Here is an 18,535-nt window from a genome sequence, read left to right as displayed (position 1 = left end):
TCTACCACGAAAACGATCACTCAACTCTCGTGCAATTCCGCCTGGAATAACGAGCGAACACAGCCGAATGGGAACAAGGAGACAGAACCGCGCCATTCGCGCCGGGCACTGCCGCCGAAAGCCCAGCCTCCCCATTCACATGGGGAGGAGGCCGTCCGACCGGCCTGTCCCTACAGCACTGGCAGCGACTTCCGCAGTTCGAACGCCGTCACCTGGGACCGGTACTCCTCCCACTCCTGCCGCTTGTTGCGGAGGAAGAAGTCGAAGACGTGCTCGCCGAGGGTCTCGGCGACCAGGTCGCTGCGTTCCATCAGGGCGAGGGCCTCGCCGAGGTTCTGGGGGAGGGGCTCGATGCCCAGCGCGCGGCGCTCCGAGTCGGAGAGGGCCCAGACGTCGTCCTCGGCGCCCGGCGGGAGTTCGTAGCCCTCCTCGATGCCCTTCAGGCCGGCGGCCAGCAGGACGGCGTAGGTCAGGTACGGGTTGGCGCCGGAGTCGATGGAGCGGACCTCGACGCGGGCCGAGCCGGTCTTGCCGGGCTTGTACATGGGGACGCGGACCAGGGCCGAGCGGTTGTTGTGGCCCCAGCAGATGTAGGAGGGGGCCTCGCCGCCCGCGCCGGCCGTGCGCTCGGAGCCGCCCCAGATGCGCTTGTACGAGTTCACCCACTGGTTGGTGACGGCGGAGATCTCCGCCGCGTGCCGCAGCAGGCCCGCGATGAAGGAACGGCCGACCTTGGAGAGCTGGTACTCGGCGCCCGACTCGTAGAACGCGTTGCGGTCGCCCTCGAAGAGGGAGAGGTGGGTGTGCATGCCCGAGCCCGGGTACTCCGAGAACGGCTTCGGCATGAAGGTGGCCTGCAGGCCCTGCTCCAGCGCGACCTGCTTCATGACCAGGCGGAACGTCATGATGTTGTCGGCCGTGGAGAGCGCGTCGGCGTAGCGCAGGTCGATCTCCTGCTGGCCGGGGGCGCCCTCGTGGTGGGAGAACTCCACCGAGATGCCCATCGACTCCAGCATGGTGATGGCCTGGCGGCGGAAGTCCATGCCGATGTTCTGCGGGGTGTGGTCGAAGTAGCCGGAGTTGTCCGCCGGGGTCGGTACCGAGCCGTCGACCGGCTTGTCCTTCAGCAGGAAGAACTCGATCTCCGGGTGGGTGTAGAAGGTGAAGCCCAGGTCGGAGGTGCGGGCCAGGGCGCGCTTGAGGACGTAGCGCGGGTCGGCGAAGGACGGGGAGCCGTCCGGCATGAGGATGTCGCAGAACATGCGGGCCGTGCCCGGGGCCTCCGCGCGCCAGGGCAGGACCTGGAACGTCGACGGGTCCGGCTTGGCGATCATGTCGGACTCGTAGACCCGGGCGAAGCCCTCGATCGCGGAGCCGTCGAAGCCGATGCCCTCGTCGAAGGCCTGCTCCAGCTCGGCCGGGGCCACGGCGACGGACTTGAGGAAGCCCAGTACGTCCGTGAACCACAGGCGTACGAACCGGATGTCGCGCTCCTCCAGCGTCCGGATCACGAACTCCTGCTGCTTGTCCATCTTCCGCTTCCCCATCCTCGCTGGTCAGGCCGCCTGTCTCCGGTACGGCGGAAGGCGGCCCCGCACCCGAGCATCACACCACAGCACGGTTTCGTACGCGTTGCGGGCCTCGATCGGCCCACGGGCCCTCCCCGCAGGGTAGAGGCCACCTGTTCGATCGGGCCATTCCTGGGCTCCCCCGGCGACGGATCCTGTGATCTCCCTACGATTCATCCCTCCACCGCCATTACGATCAGCGGACTCCACCGCCCCCCTTTTCCCGAAAGGGCACACCTCATGGGTTCCGCGAAGAAGACCAGCAACACGGCGAGACAGGCACGCATAGCCGAGATGCGGCGCGCCGAGGAGGCCCGCGACCGCCGGAACCGGATCCTCACCATCGCGGTCAGCGCGGTGGTCGTCGCCGGTCTCGTCGTCGGCGGGGTGGTCCTCGTCCGGTCGCAGTCCGACGACTCCTCCTCCGACACGGCGTCCGACGGCAAGACCTCCGGGAAGTTCGTCGCCGGCGAGGACGGGGTGCAGACCTGGAAGGGGACGCTCGGCCGCAACCACGTCACCGAAGAGGTGTCCTACCCGGCCGAGCCCCCGGTCGGCGGTGACCACGACCAGGTCTGGATGAACTGCGACGGCGACGTCTACACGAAGCCGCTGAAGAACGAGAACGCCGTGCACTCGCTGGAGCACGGCGCCGTCTGGGTGACGTACACCGACAAGGCGCCGAAGGCCGACGTGGCGAAGCTCGCGGCGAAGGTGAAGAAGACGCCGTACTCCCTGATGAGCCCGGACGACAAGCAGAAGGACCCGATCATGCTCACCGCCTGGGGCCACCAGCGCACGGTGACGGGCGCCGACGACCCGAACGTGGACAAGTTCTTCGAGAAGTTCGTCCAGGGCGAGCAGACCCCCGAGCCGGGCGCCGCCTGCACGAACGGGCTGTCCGAGTGACACCGAAACAGGCCGGCTGGATCGCGGGGGCCGCCGCGGCGGTCCTCGTCCTGGCCGGCGGGATCACCTACGCCGTCGCCGGGGACGACGGCGCGGGCCGCGTCCCGTCCGCCGACTCGGCGGACGCCGGCTTCGCGCGGGACATGGCGGTGCACCACCAGCAGGCCGTGGAGATGTCGTACATCGTGCGCGACCGCACGAAGGACGAGGAGGTGCGGCGGCTCGCCTACGACATCGCGCAGACGCAGGCCAACCAGCGCGGCATGATGATCGGCTGGCTCGACCTGTGGGGGCTGCCGAAGGTGTCGTCCGACCCGCCGATGACCTGGATGGGCATGGGCGACGCGCCCTCCGCCGGCGAGGGCTCTCTGATGCCGGGGATGGCCACCGACGCCGAGATGGAGAAGCTGGCGACGCTCGACGGCAGGCAGGCGGAGGTCTACTACCTCCAGCTCATGACCGAGCACCACAAGGGCGGCGTCCACATGGCCGAGGGGTGCGCCGACCGGTGCACGGTCGGCGTGGAGAAGCGGCTGGCCCAGGGCATGGTGGAGTCGCAGGAGTCGGAGATCCGGCTGATGACGGACCTGTTGGCGGAGCGGGGCGCGAAGCCGCGGGTGTGAGGCCGCGGGTGTGAGGCGGTCGGCGGTACGCACGCCGGCCTGCCCGGTCGCGGCTCAGCCGACGCGGATGACGTGCTTGCCGCGTACGCCCCCCTGCTCCAACGCCCGGTGGGCGGCGGCGATGTCGGCCAGCGGGTGCACCGTGTCCACCACGGGACGCAGGGCGCCGCTCTCCGTCAGGGCCGTCAGTTCGGTGAACAGGGCGCGGGTGGGGTTGCCGCTGAAGAACCGTACGCGGCGCGAGCCGAACGCCGTCGACGCCAGCAGGTAGGCGATCGACGCGGCCGGGTGCGCCAGGTCGAAGGCGATCGCCACCATGCGGCCCCCGGGGGCAAGCAGCCGGCGGTAGGCGCGCAGTCCGGTGCCGACCGTGTCGAGGACGACGTCGAACCGGCCGAGACCGGCCGCACCGGTGGTGGCGTAGTCGAAGGCCTCGTCGGCGCCGAGGTCACGGACGAAGCCGAGGTTCCGGGCCCCCGCCAGAGCCGTGACGTGGGCCCCGTAGGCCCGGCCGAGCTGGACGGCGACGCTGCCGACCCCTCCGGCGGCCCCGCGGACCAGGAGCCGCTCACCCACCCGGAGGCGGGCCTTGTCCCGCAGGGCGGTGATGGCCGTCGTGCCCCCGGCGGGCAGGGACACGGCCTGGACCGGATCGAGGGCGGAGGGGGCGGGGGCCACCCGCTCCGGAGGTACGGCCACGAACTCCGCGGCGCTGCCGAACATACGGTGGCGGGGCAGCAGCCCCCACACCCGGTCGCCCGCCGCGACGCCGGACCCGGGCGGCCCCGGGGTCACGACCTCGCCCACGAAGTCCATGCCGGTCCGCTTGGGGAAGCCCCGTCCCGTCAGTCCGGTCACCAGCCTGACCTTCCCCGCCCGTCCGGCCAGTTCACCGCCGTTGACACTGGCGGCGAGGACCCGCACCAGGATCTCGCCCGGTGCGGCGACCGGCCTGGGCACGGTGCCCTCGTACAGGACCTCAGGGGGGCCGTACCTGTCGTACAGCGCCGCGCGCATCTCACTCATGTCCCGAACGCTAGGCCCGTAACCGGACGGGGTCGTCCACTTCGGCTAATGTGAGAGACATGGCCGCTGGTTCTTCTCGGATGCCGTCCGGACTGCGCGCGGACGCGAGCCACAACCGCGACCGCATCCTGGAGGCCGCCCGCGGCCTGTTCGCCGCCCGGGGCCTGGACGTGCCGATGGCCGCCGTGGCCCGCCGCGCCGGTGTCGGGATCGCCACGCTCTACCGGCGTTTCCCCACCCGCGAGTCGCTCGTCACGACGGTCTTCGCCGACCAGTTCACGGCCTGCGTGGGCACCATCGACGAGGCGCTCGCCGACCCCGATCCCTGGGCGGGCTTCTGCGGGGTCGTCGAGAAGGTGTGCGCGCTGAACATCCTGGACCGGGGTTTCGCCGCGGCGTTCCTCACCCGGTTCCCGGACGCGTCGGAGTTCGAGGAGACCCGGGTGCGCGCCGAGGAGGGCTTCGCGGTGCTGGCCCGGCGGGCGAAGGAGGCCGGGCGGCTGCGCGCCGACTTCGACCGGAGTGACCTCACGCTCGTGTTCATGGCCAACAACGGCATCAACGCCCGGTCGACGGAAGCCGCCCTCGCGGCGTCCCGCCGGCTCGTGGCCCTCCTGCTGCACTCCTTCCGGGCGGACTCCTCCGGCCCGGCGGCGGCCCCCCTGCCGCCCCCGGCGCCGCTCGGCCTCTACCACCTGCCGTGGCCCAGGAAGACGGCCACCTGACCGGGGGCCCGCCCGTCGACCGGGGGCCCCTAGCGCTGCCGCTTGAGGTCCGCCAGCAGCTGGTGCAGCGGCTCAGTTTCCCGGCGCCGGTACTCCTGGACCGCCCAGCCGTTGCCGTCGGGGTCCTTGAAGTACATGAACGTGGCGCCGTCGTCCGGGGAGTACTGCACCGGCTCGGAGACGTCCAGGCCACGCCCCACCAGCTCGGCGTGGGCCGCCTTGATGTCGGCGACGCACAACTGCAGGCCCTGGTACGTGCCGGGGGCCGGCGCGGTCTGCCCCTGCGCCATGTCCCAGATGGCGTCGCCGAGGGCGATCGAGCAGCCCGAGCCCGGCGGCGTCAGCTGGACGATGCGCATCCCCGGCATGACCTCCTGGTCGATGTCGACGTGGAAGCCGACCTTGTCCCGGTAGAAGTCCCGGGCGCGGTCGATGTCGGTCACGGGCAGCGGGATCACTTCGAGGGTGAAGTCCATGGCCTGGCTCCTTCGGTGTCCTTGCCGAGCACGATGTCAGTTTCAGTTGTCAGTGTCGGTGTCGGTGTCAGTGTCAGCGTCGGTTGTCGGTTGCCGGTTGTCTTGTCGGTCTTCGCTGTCAGTAGTGGTATCGCGCCTGGACGATGACCAGCTGGCCGTCGACCGGCTTGTACACCAGGCGATGCGTGTCGTCGATGCGCCGTGACCAGTAGCCCGACAGGTCGCCCTTCAGCGGCTCAGGCTTGCCGATGCCCTTGAACGGGTCACGTGTGATGTCGGTGATCAGTTTGTTGATCCGCTTGGTCACCTTCCGGTCGCTCTCGGCCCAGTGGACGTAGTCCTCCCAGCCGTGCGACGTGAAAGTGATCTTCACGGGCGCTCCGTGTCCGGATCGATCAGTTCACGCCGCCGCGCACCGCCGGATTCGGCCTCGGCGATGGAGTCGAGCAGGCGGCGGGCGTTCCTGGGGGAACGCAGGAGATGCACCGTCTCCGTCCAGGCCGTGAAGTCCTCTTCGGACATGAGTACGGCGTTCCCCTTGCGGGAGGTGATGTGTACCGGGGCATGGTCTTCGTTGACCTGCTCTATCAGAGGGAACAGGTTCTGACGGGCCTCACTCGCGGTAATGGACATACCGGTGCCTCCCTTCACGGCTTGTACAAGATATCGTACGAGTGTGGAGCGGTCTACCGGAACGGTCACCGGAGACCGAGACCGGTACGCCCCGGCGCCCGCGCACGCCTTCCCGGTTACGCTCAGGCGTACGACCTTGATCCGACGGTTCGAGGGTCCGACAGTCCGTGGAGCCGTGGAGCCGTGGGTCCGTGGGTTCGACGAAACGCCAGTCCGACAGGAGGCCGGGATGACGGCGCCGGGGCGCAGGAGCAGTACCTTCACGCGGCTGCTGCGGCACGGCTTCACCGATCCCTCGGCCGCCGAGCGGCTGCTGGACGGCGTGGAGCTGGCCCCGGTCCGCGACGACCCGGTCCTGCTGGAGGCGCTCGGCGCCACCGCCGACCCGGACCTCGCCCTGCACGGCCTGGTCCGGCTCCTGGAGGCGCAGCCGGACCCCACCGCCCGCCGGGAGCTGCTGGACACCCTGATAGCGGCCAAGCCGCTGCGCGACCGTCTCCTCGGTGTGCTCGGCGCCTCCGAGGCGCTCGCCGACCACCTCGCGCGGCACGCCGGTGACTGGCAGGCCCTCGTCACCTACGAACCCCGTGACCTGCACCGCGGCGTGGAGGACTTCGAACGCGGCCTCGCCGAGGCCACCGACCCCGTCTCCCTGCGCGTCGCCTACCGGCGCTGCCTGCTGTCCATCGCCGCCCGCGACGTGTGCGGCACCATCGACGTCGCCGAGACCGCCGCCGAGCTGGCCGACCTCGCCACCGCCACCCTGCGTGCCGCCCTCGCCCTCGCCGAGGCCGCCGCGCCCGAGGACGCGGCGCTGTGCCGGCTCGCGGTGATCGCGATGGGCAAGTGCGGCGGACACGAGCTGAACTACGTCTCCGACGTCGACGTCATCTTCGTCGGCGAGGCGGCGGAGGGCGTCCCCGGCGTCGACGAGACCAAGGCGCTGCGGGCCGCGACCGCACTCGCCTCGCACCTGATGCGGATCTGCTCCGAGACGACCGTCGAGGGCTCCATCTGGCCCGTCGACGCCAACCTCCGCCCGGAGGGACGCAACGGCCCGCTGGTGCGCACCCTCAGCAGCCACCTCGCCTACTACCAGCGCTGGGCCAAGACCTGGGAGTTCCAGGCGCTGCTCAAGGCCCGCCCGGTGGCCGGCGACCCCGGCCTCGGCGCCGAGTACGTCGCCGCCCTCCAGCCCCTGGTGTGGCAGGCCGCCGACCGCGAGAACTTCGTCCCGGACGTGCAGAAGATGCGCCGCCGGGTGGTGGAGACCATCCCCGTCGCCGAGGTCGACCGGCAGCTGAAACTGGGTCCCGGCGGGCTCAGGGACGTCGAGTTCGCCGTGCAGCTGCTCCAGCTGGTGCACGGGCGGTCCGACACCTCCCTGCACAGCGGCACGACGCTGGACGCGCTGGAGGCACTGGCCGCGGGCGGGTACGTCGGCCGGGCCGACGCCGCCCAGCTCGACGAGGCGTACCGCTTCCTGCGCTCCATGGAGCACCGCATCCAGCTCCACCGGCTGCGGCGCACCCACCTGGTGCCCGAGGACGAGCCCGACCTGCGGCGCCTCGGCCGCTCGCTGGGCCTGCGCAACGACCCGGTCACCGGGCTGCTGCGCGCGTGGAAGCGGCACGCCTCCGTCGTGCGCCGGCTGCACGAGAAGCTGTTCTACCGGCCGCTGCTCGACGCCGTCGCCCAGCTGGCGCCGGGCGAGGCCCGGCTCAGCGCGGAGGCGGCCCGGGAACGCATGGTCGCCCTCGGATACGCCGACCCGGCCGCCGCGCTCCGGCACCTGGAGGCGCTGGCGTCCGGCGTCACCCGCAAGGCGGCCATCCAGCGGACCCTGCTGCCCGTGCTCCTCGGCTGGTTCGCCGACTCCGCCGACCCGGACACCGGCCTGCTCAACTTCCGCAAGGTCTCCGACGCGCTCGGCACGACGCCCTGGTACCTGCGGCTGCTGCGGGACGAGGGAGCGGCGGCCGAGAACCTCGCCCGCGTGCTCTCCGCCGGGCGGCTCGCCCCCGACCTGCTGATGCGGGCGCCCGAGGCCGTCGCACTGCTCGGGGACGGCAACGCCGGCGGGCTGGCGCCGCGCGGGCGGCTCCAGCTGGAGCAGGAGGCACTCGCCGCGGTCCGCCGCGCGGACGGCGCGGTACAGGCGGTCACGGCGGTGCGCGGGGTCCGGCGCCGGGAACTGTTCCGTACGGCCGCCGCGGACATCGTCGGCTCCTACGGCACCGACGCGCAGCCCGTCGAGGCCGACCAGGGCGCCCTGGTGGACCGGGTCGGCGCCGCCGTCTCCGACCTGACGGCGGCGACACTGGCCGGGACGCTCCGGGCGGTCGTGCGGGAGGGCTGGGGCGACACCCTGCCGACCCGGTTCGCGATCATCGGCATGGGCCGGTTCGGCGGGCACGAGCTGGGCTACGGCTCGGACGCGGACGTGCTGTTCGTGCACGAGCCGCGGGACGGGGTCGACGAGCGGGAGGCGGCGGACGCGGCGAACAAGGTCGTCTCCGAGATGCGCCGCCTGCTCCAGGTGCCGAGCGCCGACCCGCCCCTGCTCATCGACGCCGGCCTGCGGCCCGAGGGCAAGTCCGGGCCGCTGGTGCGGACCCTGAAGTCGTACGAGACCTACTACCGGCGCTGGTCGCTGGTGTGGGAGCGGCACGCGCTGCTGCGGGCCGAGTTCGTCGCCGGCGACGCGGATCTCGGGCGGCGGTTCACCGAGCTGGTCGATCCGCTGCGGTACCCGGCGGACGGGCTCGGGGAGGACGCCGTACGGGAGATCCGGCGGCTCAAGGCCCGGATGGAGTCCGAGCGGCTGCCACGCGGCGCGGACCCCAAGCTGCACGCCAAACTGGGGCCGGGCGGACTGTCCGACGTCGAGTGGACCGTGCAGCTGCTCCAGCTGCGGCACGGCCACACCGAGGCGGGGCTGCGGACCACCCGGACGCGCCGGGCCCTGGCCGCCGCGTGCGACGCCGGCCTCGTCTCGGCGGAGAACGCCGGGACGCTCGACGAGGCGTGGGTACTGGCGACGCGCGTCCGCAACGCGGTGATGCTGGTGCGCGGACGGGCCGGGGACACGTTCCCGAGCGACCCCCGCGAACTGGCGGCGGTGGGCCGCTACCTCGGGCACGGCCCCGGCCACGCGGGCGACATGCTCGACGAGTACCGCCGCACGGCCCGCCGGGCCAGAGTGGTGATGGAGGACCTGTTCTACGCCTGAACCCTGGTGATCCAGGGTCCAGGGCCCCTCGCCGGGCCGTGCCGCCGCGCGGGAAAGCGGCTCAGACGACGATGACCCGGCGCCCGCGCGTGTGACCGGCCTGGCTGTCGATGTGCGCCGCCGCGGCCTCGGCGAGCGGGTACGACTTCTCGACCGGGATGTGCAGCCGTCCCCGTGAGATGAGGCCGACGGCCTCGGCGAGCGCGTCGGGCACGCTCCCGGCCACTCCGGAGAACCGGACACCGGACTCCGGCGCATCGAGATCGGCGATGGACACCACCCTCCGGGGATCCCCGGTCAGCTCGACGAGCTCGCGGATCACACCCGAGCCGGCCAGATCGAGAGCCGCGTCGACCCGGCCGAGCCGCCGCACCCGCTCGGCCCAGCCCTCCCCGTACGTCGTGGGGAGGGCGCCCAGGCTCCGCAGGTAGTCCTGGTTCGCGGCCCCGGCCGTGCCGATCACCGTGATGCCGCGGTCGCGGGCGATCTGCAGCACCGCCGACCCGACTCCCCCCGACGCACCGCTGACCAGCAGCGTCTGCCCGGGCCGCACACCGACCTCGCGGATGACGCGCAGCGCGGTCTCCACGACGGAGGGGTACCCGGCCGCCTCGTCGAACGTCAGCCCCTCGGGCATCCGGGCCCAGGCCCCCAGCACGGCGAACTCGGCGTAGGTGCTCGAACCTTCGCCGAAGACGTGGTCGCCCACCTCGATCCCTTCGACGCCCTCACCGATCTCGTCCACCACCCCCGCGGCGTCCAGCCCGACTCCGGCGGGCAACCGGATCGGATGGGCGCCCAGGACCTGGCCCTCCCGGACCCTCCAGTCGACGGGGTTCACGCCCGCCGCCCGCACGGCGATGCGTATCTGGCCGGGGCCCGCGTGGGGCTCCTCGGCGTCGATGAGTTGCAGAACGTCCGGACCGCCGAACTCGGCGAAGCTCACTTTCCTCATGCCGGCGACCGTAACACTAACGGTTAGGTTTTAGGAACGGTTGCGGTTTTGTATTTGGTAGTGTCAGGCGCATGACCGTGCAGTCCGGACGCCGTGAGCGCAAGAAGGCCGCGACCCGCCAGAAGATCGCCGACACCGCCCTGCGGCTCTTCCTGGAACGCGGCTATGACGCGGTGGGCATCCGGGACGTGGCCGCCGAGGCCGACGTGGCCGTCACCACGCTCTTCTCCCACTTCGGCTCGAAAGAGGCCCTGGTGTTCGAGCAGGACCAGGACTTCGAGCGACGCCTCACGCAGGCGGTCACCGGCCGTGCGCCGCACGAGTCGCTCGTCCCCGCACTGCGCCGCGAGGTCCTGGCGCTGGTGCGGCACTGCACGGCGGACGGCGCCGCGCCGATCCGGCGCATGATCGACGGATCACCCGCCCTGCGGAAGTACGAGGAGTCGATGAGGCTGCGCCACGCGGAGTCGCTGGCGGCGGCCCTCGCCGCCGATCCCGGCCTGTCGCAGACCACGACGGCCTGCCGGGCGATCGCGAGGTTCGCGATCGACGCCTATTCGCTCGCCCGTGAGGCGGCCGATCCGGAAGCCGCGGTGGACGAGGTCTTCCGGATGATCGAGGCGGCCTGGGAGGTCACCCGCGCCCCCGGGAGCGCCTGAGGGACCGGCCCGTCAGAAAGGGTGAAGGGCGGTAGGAGGGCGGGGCGGTGGAGGTTGGTCCTACGCCCGTGTGGGCGAAGGCGCCGCGCCTCGCCGCGCCACCACCGTCCGCGGCAGCGCGTGCGGCAGGCGCCCGTACCAGGCGGCCGCCACCGCGTACCCGAACCCCAGGCACAGCACCCCGCCCACCGCGTCCAGCCAGAAGTGGTTGGCGGTGGCGACGATCACCACCAGGGTGAGCACCGGATACACCAGCCCCAGCACCCGCACCCACGGAACCGAGGCCAGGGCGAAGATCGTCAGCCCGCACCACACCGACCACCCGATGTGCATCGACGGCATCGCCGCGTACTGGTTCGACATGTTCTTCAGGTCGCCGGACGCCATCGACCCCCACGTCTCGTGGACCATCACGGTGTCGATGAAGTGCTCGCCGTTCATCAGGCGGGGCGGGGCGAGCGGATACAGGTAGTAACCGACCAGGGCGACGCCCGTCGTCGCGAAGAGCACGAGCCGGGTCGCCGCGTAGCGGCCGGGATGGCTGCGGTACAGCCACACCAGCACGCCCAGGGTCACCACGAAGTGCAGCGTGGCGTAGTAGTAGTTCATGCCGATGATGAGCCAAGTCACCGAGTTCACGGCGTGGTTGACCGACTGCTCGACGGCGACGCCGAGTTGCTGCTCGACCCGCCAGATCCAGTCCGCGTTGTGCAGCGCCTGTGTCCGCTGCTCCGGTACCGCGTTGCGGACGAGGGAGTACGTCCAGTAACTGACCGCGATCAACAGGATCTCGAACCACAGGCGGGGCCGGCGCGGCGCGCGGAGCCGGCGCAGGAGATCCCGCCCCGTCTCCTCCGTGACGGGGTGCGGAACGGCCTCTTCCTGGCGTTCCGTGGTCCTCACGGTCGTGTCACCCATAGGCATGAAGTCTGCCAGAAAAGCCTTCTCCCCCCGATCATCCCCCCGGCGGACCGGGGTCGCATCCGGCCAAACCACGGGAGGACTCAGGGCCGGTGGCGCTCTCCGGGCGCCGACGCCGTCGAGCCGCGCACGACCAGCTCCGGCATGAACACGAACTCACTGTGCGGCGCGGGCGTCCCGCCGATCTCCTCCAGCAACGTGCGCACCGCCGCCTGTCCCATCGCCGGGACCGGCTTGCGGACGGTCGTCAGCGGCGGGTCCGTGAAGGCGATCAGCGGTGAGTCGTCGAAGCCGACGACCGAGAAGTCCCTGGGCACCTCCAGGCCCCGCTGCCGGGCCGCCCGTATCGCGCCCAGCGCCATCATGTCGCTGGCGCAGACCACCGCGGTGCAGCTCCGCTCCATGAGCGCGGTGGCCGCCGCCTGGCCGCCCTCCAGGGTGTAGAGGGAGTGCTGGACGAGCTCCTTCTCCACGGCCTCGGCGTCCATGCCCAGTTGGTCCTGGACGGTGCGGACGAAACCCTCGATCTTGCGCTGCACCGGCACGAACCGCTTCGGGCCGAGAGCCAGCCCGATGCGGGTGTGCCCCAGCGAGACGAGATGCGTGACCGCGAGGTTCATCGCGGCGCGGTCGTCGGGGGAGATGAACGGCGCCTGCACCTTCGACGAGAAACCGTCGACGAGGACGAAGGGCACGCCCTGTGCGCGCAGCCGCTCGTAGCGCTGCATGTCGGCGGTGGTGTCGGCGTGCAGACCGGAGACGTAGATGATCCCGGCGACCCCCCGGTCGACCAGCATCTCCGTCAGCTCGTCCTCGGTGGAGCCGCCCGGGGTCTGGGTGGCGAGGACCGGTGTGTAGCCCTGGCGGGTCAGCGCCTGGCCGATGACCTGGGCCAGCGCCGGGAATATCGGATTCTCCAGCTCCGGGGTGATCAGGCCCACCAGGCCCTCGCTGCGCTGCCGCAGCCGCACGGGGCGCTCGTAACCCAGCACGTCGAGAGCGGCGAGTACGGACTGGCGGGTGGTGGCGGCGACGCCCGGCTTGCCGTTGAGAACGCGGCTGACGGTCGCTTCGCTCACCCCCGCCTGGGCGGCGATGTCGGCAAGCCGTGTGGTCACAGGGGTGGACTGTACCTGTCGGCCGCTGCCTTGCACACCGATCGGGCGTCGTGGGCGGCCTGTTGGGCGGCCTGCTGGACGGCCCGTCGGACGGCCCGGCGCGGGCTGCTGCGTCATCGCGCTCCCTCAGGAAAAGTGACGGCAAGAGCTTGCAGAGTCTTGCACAACCGGCCCGATACCGCTCGATCCCCGCAATCAAGCGTCTCGCGACGGTCGCCGGGAGGTCACGCCCGGATAACTTCAGAGACTTCTTGCACTTTTTTGCTGCAAGACCTTTCCGTCGAGCTTGCGGCGCTGTTACGTTCACGTCGCCCGACGGCGGCAAAGGCGCGGTCGGCAGTCGGCAGGAGCGGCGGACGGGCCCGCACCCTGCACCACTCGGGCTTTCACCCTCAAGGAGAACTCATGCGGCGTGGCATAGCGGCCACCGCTCTGGTGGCGTCCCTCGCCCTCACGGCGACGGCGTGCGGCGGGGACGGCGACGACAGCGGGTCGGGCGGACCGGTCACCATCACGTACTGGGACACCTCGAACGCGACCAACGAGGCGCCGACCTACAAGGCCCTGGTCAAGGAGTTCGAGGCCGCCAACAAGGACATCAAGGTCAAGTACGTCAACGTCCCCTTCGACCAGGCGCAGAACAAGTTCGACACCGCCGCCGGTGCCTCGGGCGCCCCGGACGTGCTGCGCACGGACGTCGGCTGGACCGCCGCCTTCGCCAAGAAGGGCTTCTTCCTGCCGCTGGACGGCACCGAGGCCCTCGCCGAGCAGGACAAGTTCCAGCCCAAGCTGATCGAGCAGGCCAAGTACGAGGGCAAGACCTACGGCGTCCCGCTGGTCACCGACACCCTCGCCTTCGTCTACAACAAGGAACTGTTCGCGAAGGCCGGCGTCGAGGCCCCCAAGACCTGGGACGACCTGAAGAAGGCCGCCGCCACCATCAAGGACAAGACCGGCGTCGACGGCTACTGGGCCTCCACGGCCGGCTACTACGCGCAGCCGTTCCTGTACGGCGAGGGCACCGACACGGTCGACGTCGAGGCCAAGAAGATCACCGTCAGGTCGCCCGAGGCGAAGAAGGCCTACGGCACCTGGCTGAGCCTGTTCGAGGGCAAGGGCCTGCACAAGGCCGACACCACCGCCGACGCCTACGCCCACATCCAGGAGGCGTTCGTCAGCGGCAAGGTCGCCTCGATCATCCAGGGCCCGTGGGAGATCACCAACTTCTACAAGGGCACCGCCTTCAAGGACAAGAACAACCTCGGCATCGCCACCGTCCCGGCCGGCTCCACCGGCAAGGCGGGCGCCCCGACCGGCGGCCACAACCTCTCGGTGTACGCCGGCTCGGACAAGGCGCACCAGGAGGCGTCGCTGAAGTTCGTGAACTTCATGACCTCCGCGAAGTCGCAGGAGACCGTCGCCCTGAAGAACTCCACGCTGCCGACCCGCGACGACGCCTACACCGACAAGGTCAAGACCGACCCGGGCATCGCCGGCTACCAGACGGTCCTGCCCTCCGCCCAGCCGCGCCCCGCGCTGCCGGAGTACAGCTCCCTGCTGACCCCGCTCGACGACGAGCTGCCGCAGATCGCCGGCGGCAAGAAGTCCCTGGACGAGGGCCTGGGCGACGCGGAGACCGCCATCGCCAAGCTGGTGCCGGACTTCAGCAAGTAGGTCCGCGCGGCCGCCGGGTCCCCCGCCGTGGGGGGAGGGGACCCGGCGGCCACCGGCCTGCGCGCCGCAGCCCCCGGCGCCGTACCCCCTGATCGTCCCGCTCGTCCCGATGCTCCCGAAGGTGTCGAACCATGACAGTCGCCATCGACCGCGCGACCGGCAAGCGCCGCGGTGACCGCACCCCGCGGCCCGGCCTTGGCCGGCGTCTGAAAGACGGCTACCAGAAGCACTGGTACGCCTACGCCATGATCGCGCCGGTGGCCGTCGTGATCGGCGTCCTCGTGCTGTACCCGCTCGGGTACGGCCTCTACCTCACCCTCACCGACGCCAACAGCCTCAACACGGGCCGCACGATCGGCGTCAACGAGATCGAGGCCACCTACAAGTTCGTCGGCCTGGACAACTACGCCGACATCCTGTGGGGCCCGACCGCGTACGACCGTTTCTGGTCGCACTTCATCTGGACCATCGTGTGGACGGCGGTCTGCGTCGGACTGCACTTCTTCATCGGCCTCGGCCTCGCCCTGCTGCTCAACCAGAAGCTGCGCGGCCGCACCTTCTACCGGCTGATCCTGGTCCTGCCGTGGGCCGTGCCCACCTTCGTCACCGTCTTCGGCTGGCGCTTCATGCTCGCCGACCAGGGCATCATCAACTCCGGCCTGGACTGGCTGCACCTGCCGACGCCCGCGTGGCTCGAGGACACCTTCTGGCAGCGCTTCGCCGCGATCATGGTCAACACCTGGTGCGGTGTGCCGTTCATGATGGTCTCCCTCCTCGGCGGCCTGCAGTCCATCGACAACAGCCTGTACGAGGCCGCCGAGATGGACGGCGCGAACGCCTGGCAGCGGTTCCGCTACGTCACCCTGCCCGGCCTCAGGTCCGTCAGCTCCACCGTCGTCCTGCTCGGCGTCATCTGGACCTTCAACCAGTTCGCCGTGATCTTCCTGCTGTTCGGCAACACCGCCCCCGAGGCCCAGATCCTCGTCACCTGGGCGTACCAGCTCGGCTTCGGACAGCAGCCCCGTGACTTCGCGCAGTCCGCGGCCTACGGCATCCTGCTGCTGGCCATCCTGATCGTCTTCACCTCCTTCTACCGCCGCTGGCTGAACCGCAATGAGCAGCAGCTCGCGAACTGAGGCAGGAGCCGCCATGAGTACCACCACCGCGCACACCAAGGCTCCGGCGGAGCAGGTCACCGCGTCCCCCGAGCCGCCCCGCCCGGGGCGTGGCCGCGGCGAACGCAGCCGGGCCGCGTCCCTCGCCTCCCACGGCATCCTGACCGTCGCGAGCCTCATCGCGCTCTTCCCGGTCGCCTGGCTGGTCTACCTGTCGCTGGGCCCGGACAAGAACGACTACCTGCACCCCGAGCGCATCTGGTCGAAGATGACCTTCGACAACTACGCGTACGTGCTCCAGCACACGCAGTTCTTCGACTGGCTGAAGAGCTCGCTGATCGTGTCGCTGGGCACCACGGTCATCGGCGTCATGGTCGCCGCCACCACCGGCTACGCGGTCTCGCGGATGCGCTTCCCCGGCTACAAGAAGCTGATGTGGGTGCTGCTGGTCACCCAGATGTTCCCCATCGCCGTGCTGATCGTGCCGATGTACCAGATCCTGTCCGAGCTCCAGCTCGTCGACAGCTACCTCGGCCTGATCCTCGTCTACTGCTCGACCGCGGTGCCGTACTGCGCGTGGCTGCTCAAGGGCTACTTCGACACCATCCCGTTCGAGATCGACGAGGCCGGGCGCGTCGACGGGCTGACCCCCTTCGGCACCTTCTTCCGGCTGATCCTGCCGCTCGCCCGGCCGGGCCTCGCGGTCGCCGGCTTCTACAGCTTCATCACCGCGTTCGGCGAGGTCGCCTTCGCCTCGACGTTCATGCTGAGCGACACGAAGTACACCTTCGCGGTCGGTCTGCAGAGCTTCGTCAGCGAGCACGACGCGCAGCGCCACCTGATGGCCGCCACCGCCGTACTCGTCGCGATACCCGTCTCCGCGTTCTTCTACCTCGTGCAGAAGAACCTGGTGACCGGCCTGACCGCCGGCGGGACCAAGGGCTGACGCCCGCCCGGGAAAACGTCCGGCCGCGGTGCCCATCCGACCCCGCAGCACCGCGGCCGGCCGCCTCGCCCCCACCCTCCCGCACCCATGTCTCCATGACCGGAACTCCGTCACATCACAAGGACGTCATGAGCCAGCAGCACTCCGCCGCACCGGCCCCCACCTCCGCCGTCGCCACCGTCGCAGGGCGCCATGACTGGTGGCGGGACGCCGTCATCTACCAGGTGTACCCGCGCAGCTTCGCCGACAGCAACGGCGACGGCATGGGCGACCTGGAGGGTGTCCGCACCCGCCTGCCGTACCTGCGCGACCTCGGCGTGGACGCCGTGTGGCTCAGCCCCTTCTACGCCTCCCCGCAGGCCGACGCCGGCTACGACGTCGCCGACTACCGGGCCGTCGACCCCATGTTCGGCAACCTGCTGGACGCCGACGCGCTGATCCGCGACGCCCACGCGCTGGGCCTGCGCATCATCGTCGACCTGGTCCCGAACCACTCCTCCGACCAGTACGAGTGGTTCAAGCGCGCCCTCGCCGAGGGCCCCGGCTCGCCGGCCCGCGACCGCTACCACTTCCGTCCCGGCAAGGGTGAGAACGGCGAACTGCCTCCCAACGACTGGGAGTCCATCTTCGGCGGCCCCGCCTGGACCCGGGTCACCGAGCCCGACGGCACGCCGGGGGAGTGGTACCTGCACCTGTTCGCCCCCGAGCAGCCCGACTTCAACTGGGAGCACCCGGCCGTCGGCGACGAGTTCCGCTCCATCCTGCGGTTCTGGCTGGACATGGGCGTCGACGGCTTCCGCATCGACGTCGCCCACGGCATGGTGAAGGCCGAGGGCCTGCCGGACCTGGGCTCCCACGACGAACTGCGGCTGCTGGGCAACGATGTCACGCCCTTCTTCGACCAGGACGGCGTCCACGACATCTACCGCCAGTGGCGGCGCATCCTCGACGAGTACTCCGGCGAGCGCATCTTCGTCGCCGAGGCGTGGACCCCGACCGTCGAGCGCACCGCCAACTACGTCCGCCCCGACGAACTGCACCAGGCCTTCAACTTCCAGTACCTGGGCACCCACTGGGACGCCGAGGAGCTGCGCACGGTCATCGACCGCACACTGGACGCCATGCGTCCGGTCGGCGCCCCCGCCACCTGGGTCCTCTCCAACCACGACGTCACCCGGCACGCCACCCGCTTCGCCAACCCGGCGGGTCTCGGCACCCAGCTCCGCCTGGCCGGCGACCGCGAACTCGGCCTGCGCCGCGCCCGCGCGGCCACCCTCCTCATGCTGGCGCTGCCCGGCTCGGCCTACGTCTACCAGGGCGAGGAACTCGGCCTGCCGGACGTCGTCGACCTCCCCGACGAGGTGCGCCAGGACCCGGCGTACTTCCGGGGCGCCGGACAGGACGGCTTCCGCGACGGCTGCCGGGTGCCGATCCCCTGGACACGCACGGGATCGTCGTACGGCTTCGGCGACGGCGGCAGCTGGCTGCCGCAGCCGGCCGACTGGGGCGAGCTGAGCGTCGAGGCGCAGACCGGCGAGCCCGGCTCCACCCTGGAGCTGTACCGCTCCGCGCTGGCCGTACGCCGCGAGCAGGCCGACCTGGGCGCGGGCGACGCCGTCGAGTGGCTGCGCGCCCCCGAGGGCGTCGTCGCCTTCCGGCGCGGGGACTTCGTGTGCGTGGCCAACACCACCGGCGAGTCGGTGGCGATGCCCGCGTACGGGCGGATGCTGCTGGCCAGCGGCGAGGTGACCGAGGCGGCCGGCGAGGCGAAGGTCCCGGCGGACACGACGGTGTGGTGGACGACGGCCTGACGCCCCCGCTGACCCGACAGGGCCCGGGGGGGGGGGGAGGGGGGGGGGGGGGGGGGGTTTGGGCTGTTGTATCGCTCACAACCGGGATCGGGGGGAGTGGGGCGGGGGGGTAGGGCACGGAACCCTTTGCCACCCCGTCCTTTG

Annotated in this window: 17 protein-coding genes; 9 read left to right on the top strand and 8 right to left on the bottom strand. The window is 71.0% G+C overall.

The window, feature by feature from the left end; genetic code table 11:
- Positions 1 to 170: 170 nt before the first annotated feature.
- Positions 171 to 1,532: a type I glutamate--ammonia ligase gene (glnA, locus tag ACZ7G3_RS28425; protein WP_351388604.1), complete on the bottom strand. Its 1,362-nt coding sequence runs from the start codon at positions 1,530 to 1,532 to the stop codon at positions 171 to 173.
- Between the two features lie 276 nt (positions 1,533 to 1,808).
- Here glnA and ACZ7G3_RS28420 point away from each other — a divergent pair, with 276 nt between their 5' ends.
- Together ACZ7G3_RS28420 and ACZ7G3_RS28415 are read left to right on the top strand one after the other, a co-directional pair.
- Complete coding sequence (locus ACZ7G3_RS28420) at positions 1,809 to 2,477, top strand: DUF3105 domain-containing protein (protein ID WP_470928825.1); 669 nt, start codon at positions 1,809 to 1,811, stop codon at positions 2,475 to 2,477.
- Entirely contained in the window at positions 2,474 to 3,100 is a 627-nt protein-coding gene (locus ACZ7G3_RS28415) for a DUF305 domain-containing protein (protein WP_470928823.1), read from the top strand. Before ACZ7G3_RS28420 ends, ACZ7G3_RS28415 begins: the two co-directional genes overlap by 4 nt.
- Before the next feature lie 54 nt (positions 3,101 to 3,154).
- Here the strand turns inward: ACZ7G3_RS28415 and ACZ7G3_RS28410 are convergent, their stop codons facing one another.
- Positions 3,155 to 4,126 (bottom strand): NAD(P)-dependent alcohol dehydrogenase, encoded by a 972-nt coding sequence (locus ACZ7G3_RS28410; RefSeq protein ID WP_470928821.1) that lies wholly within the window; start codon positions 4,124 to 4,126, stop codon positions 3,155 to 3,157.
- 59 nt (positions 4,127 to 4,185) lie between these two features.
- Between ACZ7G3_RS28410 and ACZ7G3_RS28405 the strand changes: the two genes are divergently transcribed.
- Positions 4,186 to 4,851, top strand: a complete 666-nt coding sequence (locus tag ACZ7G3_RS28405; RefSeq protein ID WP_470928819.1) for a TetR/AcrR family transcriptional regulator — start codon at positions 4,186 to 4,188, stop codon at positions 4,849 to 4,851.
- 29 nt (positions 4,852 to 4,880) lie between these two features.
- On the opposite strand, the gene ACZ7G3_RS28400 is transcribed toward ACZ7G3_RS28405, so the two are convergent.
- The 3 genes from ACZ7G3_RS28400 to ACZ7G3_RS28390 all read right to left on the bottom strand — a co-directional run bounded on the left by ACZ7G3_RS28400 (position 4,881) and on the right by ACZ7G3_RS28390 (position 5,960).
- On the bottom strand, positions 4,881 to 5,327 hold the full coding sequence (locus ACZ7G3_RS28400) for a VOC family protein (protein ID WP_426558630.1): 447 nt from the start codon (positions 5,325 to 5,327) through the stop codon (positions 4,881 to 4,883).
- A gap of 118 nt (positions 5,328 to 5,445) precedes the next feature.
- Positions 5,446 to 5,700: a Txe/YoeB family addiction module toxin gene (locus ACZ7G3_RS28395; RefSeq protein ID WP_426558628.1), complete on the bottom strand. Its 255-nt coding sequence runs from the start codon at positions 5,698 to 5,700 to the stop codon at positions 5,446 to 5,448.
- Positions 5,697 to 5,960 (bottom strand): type II toxin-antitoxin system Phd/YefM family antitoxin, encoded by a 264-nt coding sequence (locus tag ACZ7G3_RS28390; protein ID WP_279563697.1) that lies wholly within the window; start codon positions 5,958 to 5,960, stop codon positions 5,697 to 5,699. The genes ACZ7G3_RS28395 and ACZ7G3_RS28390 overlap by 4 nt, the downstream gene beginning before the upstream one ends.
- 229 nt (positions 5,961 to 6,189) lie before the next feature.
- On the opposite strand from ACZ7G3_RS28390, the gene ACZ7G3_RS28385 reads away from it, so the two are divergent.
- Positions 6,190 to 9,192 carry a bifunctional [glutamine synthetase] adenylyltransferase/[glutamine synthetase]-adenylyl-L-tyrosine phosphorylase gene (locus ACZ7G3_RS28385; protein ID WP_470928816.1) on the top strand — a complete coding sequence of 1,001 codons (3,003 nt, stop codon included), beginning with the start codon at positions 6,190 to 6,192 and terminating at the stop codon, positions 9,190 to 9,192.
- A gap of 61 nt (positions 9,193 to 9,253) precedes the next feature.
- On the opposite strand, the gene ACZ7G3_RS28380 is transcribed toward ACZ7G3_RS28385, so the two are convergent.
- Entirely contained in the window at positions 9,254 to 10,147 is an 894-nt protein-coding gene (locus ACZ7G3_RS28380; RefSeq protein WP_470928814.1) for an NADP-dependent oxidoreductase, read from the bottom strand.
- A 71-nt stretch (positions 10,148 to 10,218) separates the two neighbouring features.
- Here ACZ7G3_RS28380 and ACZ7G3_RS28375 point away from each other — a divergent pair, with 71 nt between their 5' ends.
- A complete protein-coding gene (locus tag ACZ7G3_RS28375; protein ID WP_470928812.1) occupies positions 10,219 to 10,806 on the top strand; it encodes a TetR/AcrR family transcriptional regulator in 588 nt (195 codons plus the stop codon).
- Between the two features lie 60 nt (positions 10,807 to 10,866).
- Here ACZ7G3_RS28375 and ACZ7G3_RS28370 read toward each other — a convergent pair whose 3' ends face one another.
- Positions 10,867 to 11,724: a phosphatase PAP2 family protein gene (locus tag ACZ7G3_RS28370; RefSeq protein ID WP_470928810.1), complete on the bottom strand. Its 858-nt coding sequence runs from the start codon at positions 11,722 to 11,724 to the stop codon at positions 10,867 to 10,869.
- 86 nt (positions 11,725 to 11,810) lie between these two features.
- Positions 11,811 to 12,845, bottom strand: a complete 1,035-nt coding sequence (locus tag ACZ7G3_RS28365; RefSeq protein ID WP_470928808.1) for a LacI family DNA-binding transcriptional regulator — start codon at positions 12,843 to 12,845, stop codon at positions 11,811 to 11,813.
- Positions 12,846 to 13,250: 405 nt separating this feature from the next.
- Between ACZ7G3_RS28365 and ACZ7G3_RS28360 the strand changes: the two genes are divergently transcribed.
- From ACZ7G3_RS28360 to ACZ7G3_RS28345, 4 genes are all read left to right on the top strand, one after another.
- The gene (locus ACZ7G3_RS28360) at positions 13,251 to 14,519 is read left to right on the top strand and encodes an extracellular solute-binding protein (RefSeq protein ID WP_470928806.1); all 1,269 of its coding nucleotides are present in this window, start codon (positions 13,251 to 13,253) and stop codon (positions 14,517 to 14,519) included.
- A gap of 131 nt (positions 14,520 to 14,650) precedes the next feature.
- Positions 14,651 to 15,655 (top strand): carbohydrate ABC transporter permease, encoded by a 1,005-nt coding sequence (locus ACZ7G3_RS28355; protein WP_426601176.1) that lies wholly within the window; start codon positions 14,651 to 14,653, stop codon positions 15,653 to 15,655.
- Positions 15,656 to 15,668: 13 nt separating this feature from the next.
- Positions 15,669 to 16,580, top strand: a complete 912-nt coding sequence (locus ACZ7G3_RS28350; RefSeq protein ID WP_426601177.1) for a sugar ABC transporter permease — start codon at positions 15,669 to 15,671, stop codon at positions 16,578 to 16,580.
- A 128-nt stretch (positions 16,581 to 16,708) separates the two neighbouring features.
- Positions 16,709 to 18,391: a glycoside hydrolase family 13 protein gene (locus ACZ7G3_RS28345; protein WP_470928804.1), complete on the top strand. Its 1,683-nt coding sequence runs from the start codon at positions 16,709 to 16,711 to the stop codon at positions 18,389 to 18,391.
- The last annotated feature ends 144 nt before the right edge of the window (positions 18,392 to 18,535 follow it).

Source organism: Streptomyces sp. NPDC037271, assembly GCF_055603605.1.
This window is presented reverse-complemented; position numbering and strand designations above follow the sequence as displayed.

Bases quoted from the DNA above. Each gene is read 5' to 3' on its own strand.
- glnA (WP_351388604.1), bottom strand. From the start codon at position 1,532: ATGGACAAGCAGCAGGAGTTCGTGATCCGGACGCTGGAGGAGCGCGAC.
- ACZ7G3_RS28420 (WP_470928825.1), top strand. From the start codon at position 1,809: ATGGGTTCCGCGAAGAAGACCAGCAACACGGCGAGACAGGCACGCATA.
- ACZ7G3_RS28410 (WP_470928821.1), bottom strand. From the start codon at position 4,126: ATGAGTGAGATGCGCGCGGCGCTGTACGACAGGTACGGCCCCCCTGAG.
- ACZ7G3_RS28405 (WP_470928819.1), top strand. From the start codon at position 4,186: ATGGCCGCTGGTTCTTCTCGGATGCCGTCCGGACTGCGCGCGGACGCG.
- ACZ7G3_RS28400 (WP_426558630.1), bottom strand. From the start codon at position 5,327: ATGGACTTCACCCTCGAAGTGATCCCGCTGCCCGTGACCGACATCGAC.
- ACZ7G3_RS28390 (WP_279563697.1), bottom strand. From the start codon at position 5,960: ATGTCCATTACCGCGAGTGAGGCCCGTCAGAACCTGTTCCCTCTGATA.
- ACZ7G3_RS28385 (WP_470928816.1), top strand. From the start codon at position 6,190: ATGACGGCGCCGGGGCGCAGGAGCAGTACCTTCACGCGGCTGCTGCGG.
- ACZ7G3_RS28380 (WP_470928814.1), bottom strand. From the start codon at position 10,147: ATGAGGAAAGTGAGCTTCGCCGAGTTCGGCGGTCCGGACGTTCTGCAA.
- ACZ7G3_RS28375 (WP_470928812.1), top strand. From the start codon at position 10,219: ATGACCGTGCAGTCCGGACGCCGTGAGCGCAAGAAGGCCGCGACCCGC.
- ACZ7G3_RS28370 (WP_470928810.1), bottom strand. From the start codon at position 11,724: ATGGGTGACACGACCGTGAGGACCACGGAACGCCAGGAAGAGGCCGTT.
- ACZ7G3_RS28360 (WP_470928806.1), top strand. From the start codon at position 13,251: ATGCGGCGTGGCATAGCGGCCACCGCTCTGGTGGCGTCCCTCGCCCTC.
- ACZ7G3_RS28355 (WP_426601176.1), top strand. From the start codon at position 14,651: ATGACAGTCGCCATCGACCGCGCGACCGGCAAGCGCCGCGGTGACCGC.
- ACZ7G3_RS28350 (WP_426601177.1), top strand. From the start codon at position 15,669: ATGAGTACCACCACCGCGCACACCAAGGCTCCGGCGGAGCAGGTCACC.
- ACZ7G3_RS28345 (WP_470928804.1), top strand. From the start codon at position 16,709: ATGAGCCAGCAGCACTCCGCCGCACCGGCCCCCACCTCCGCCGTCGCC.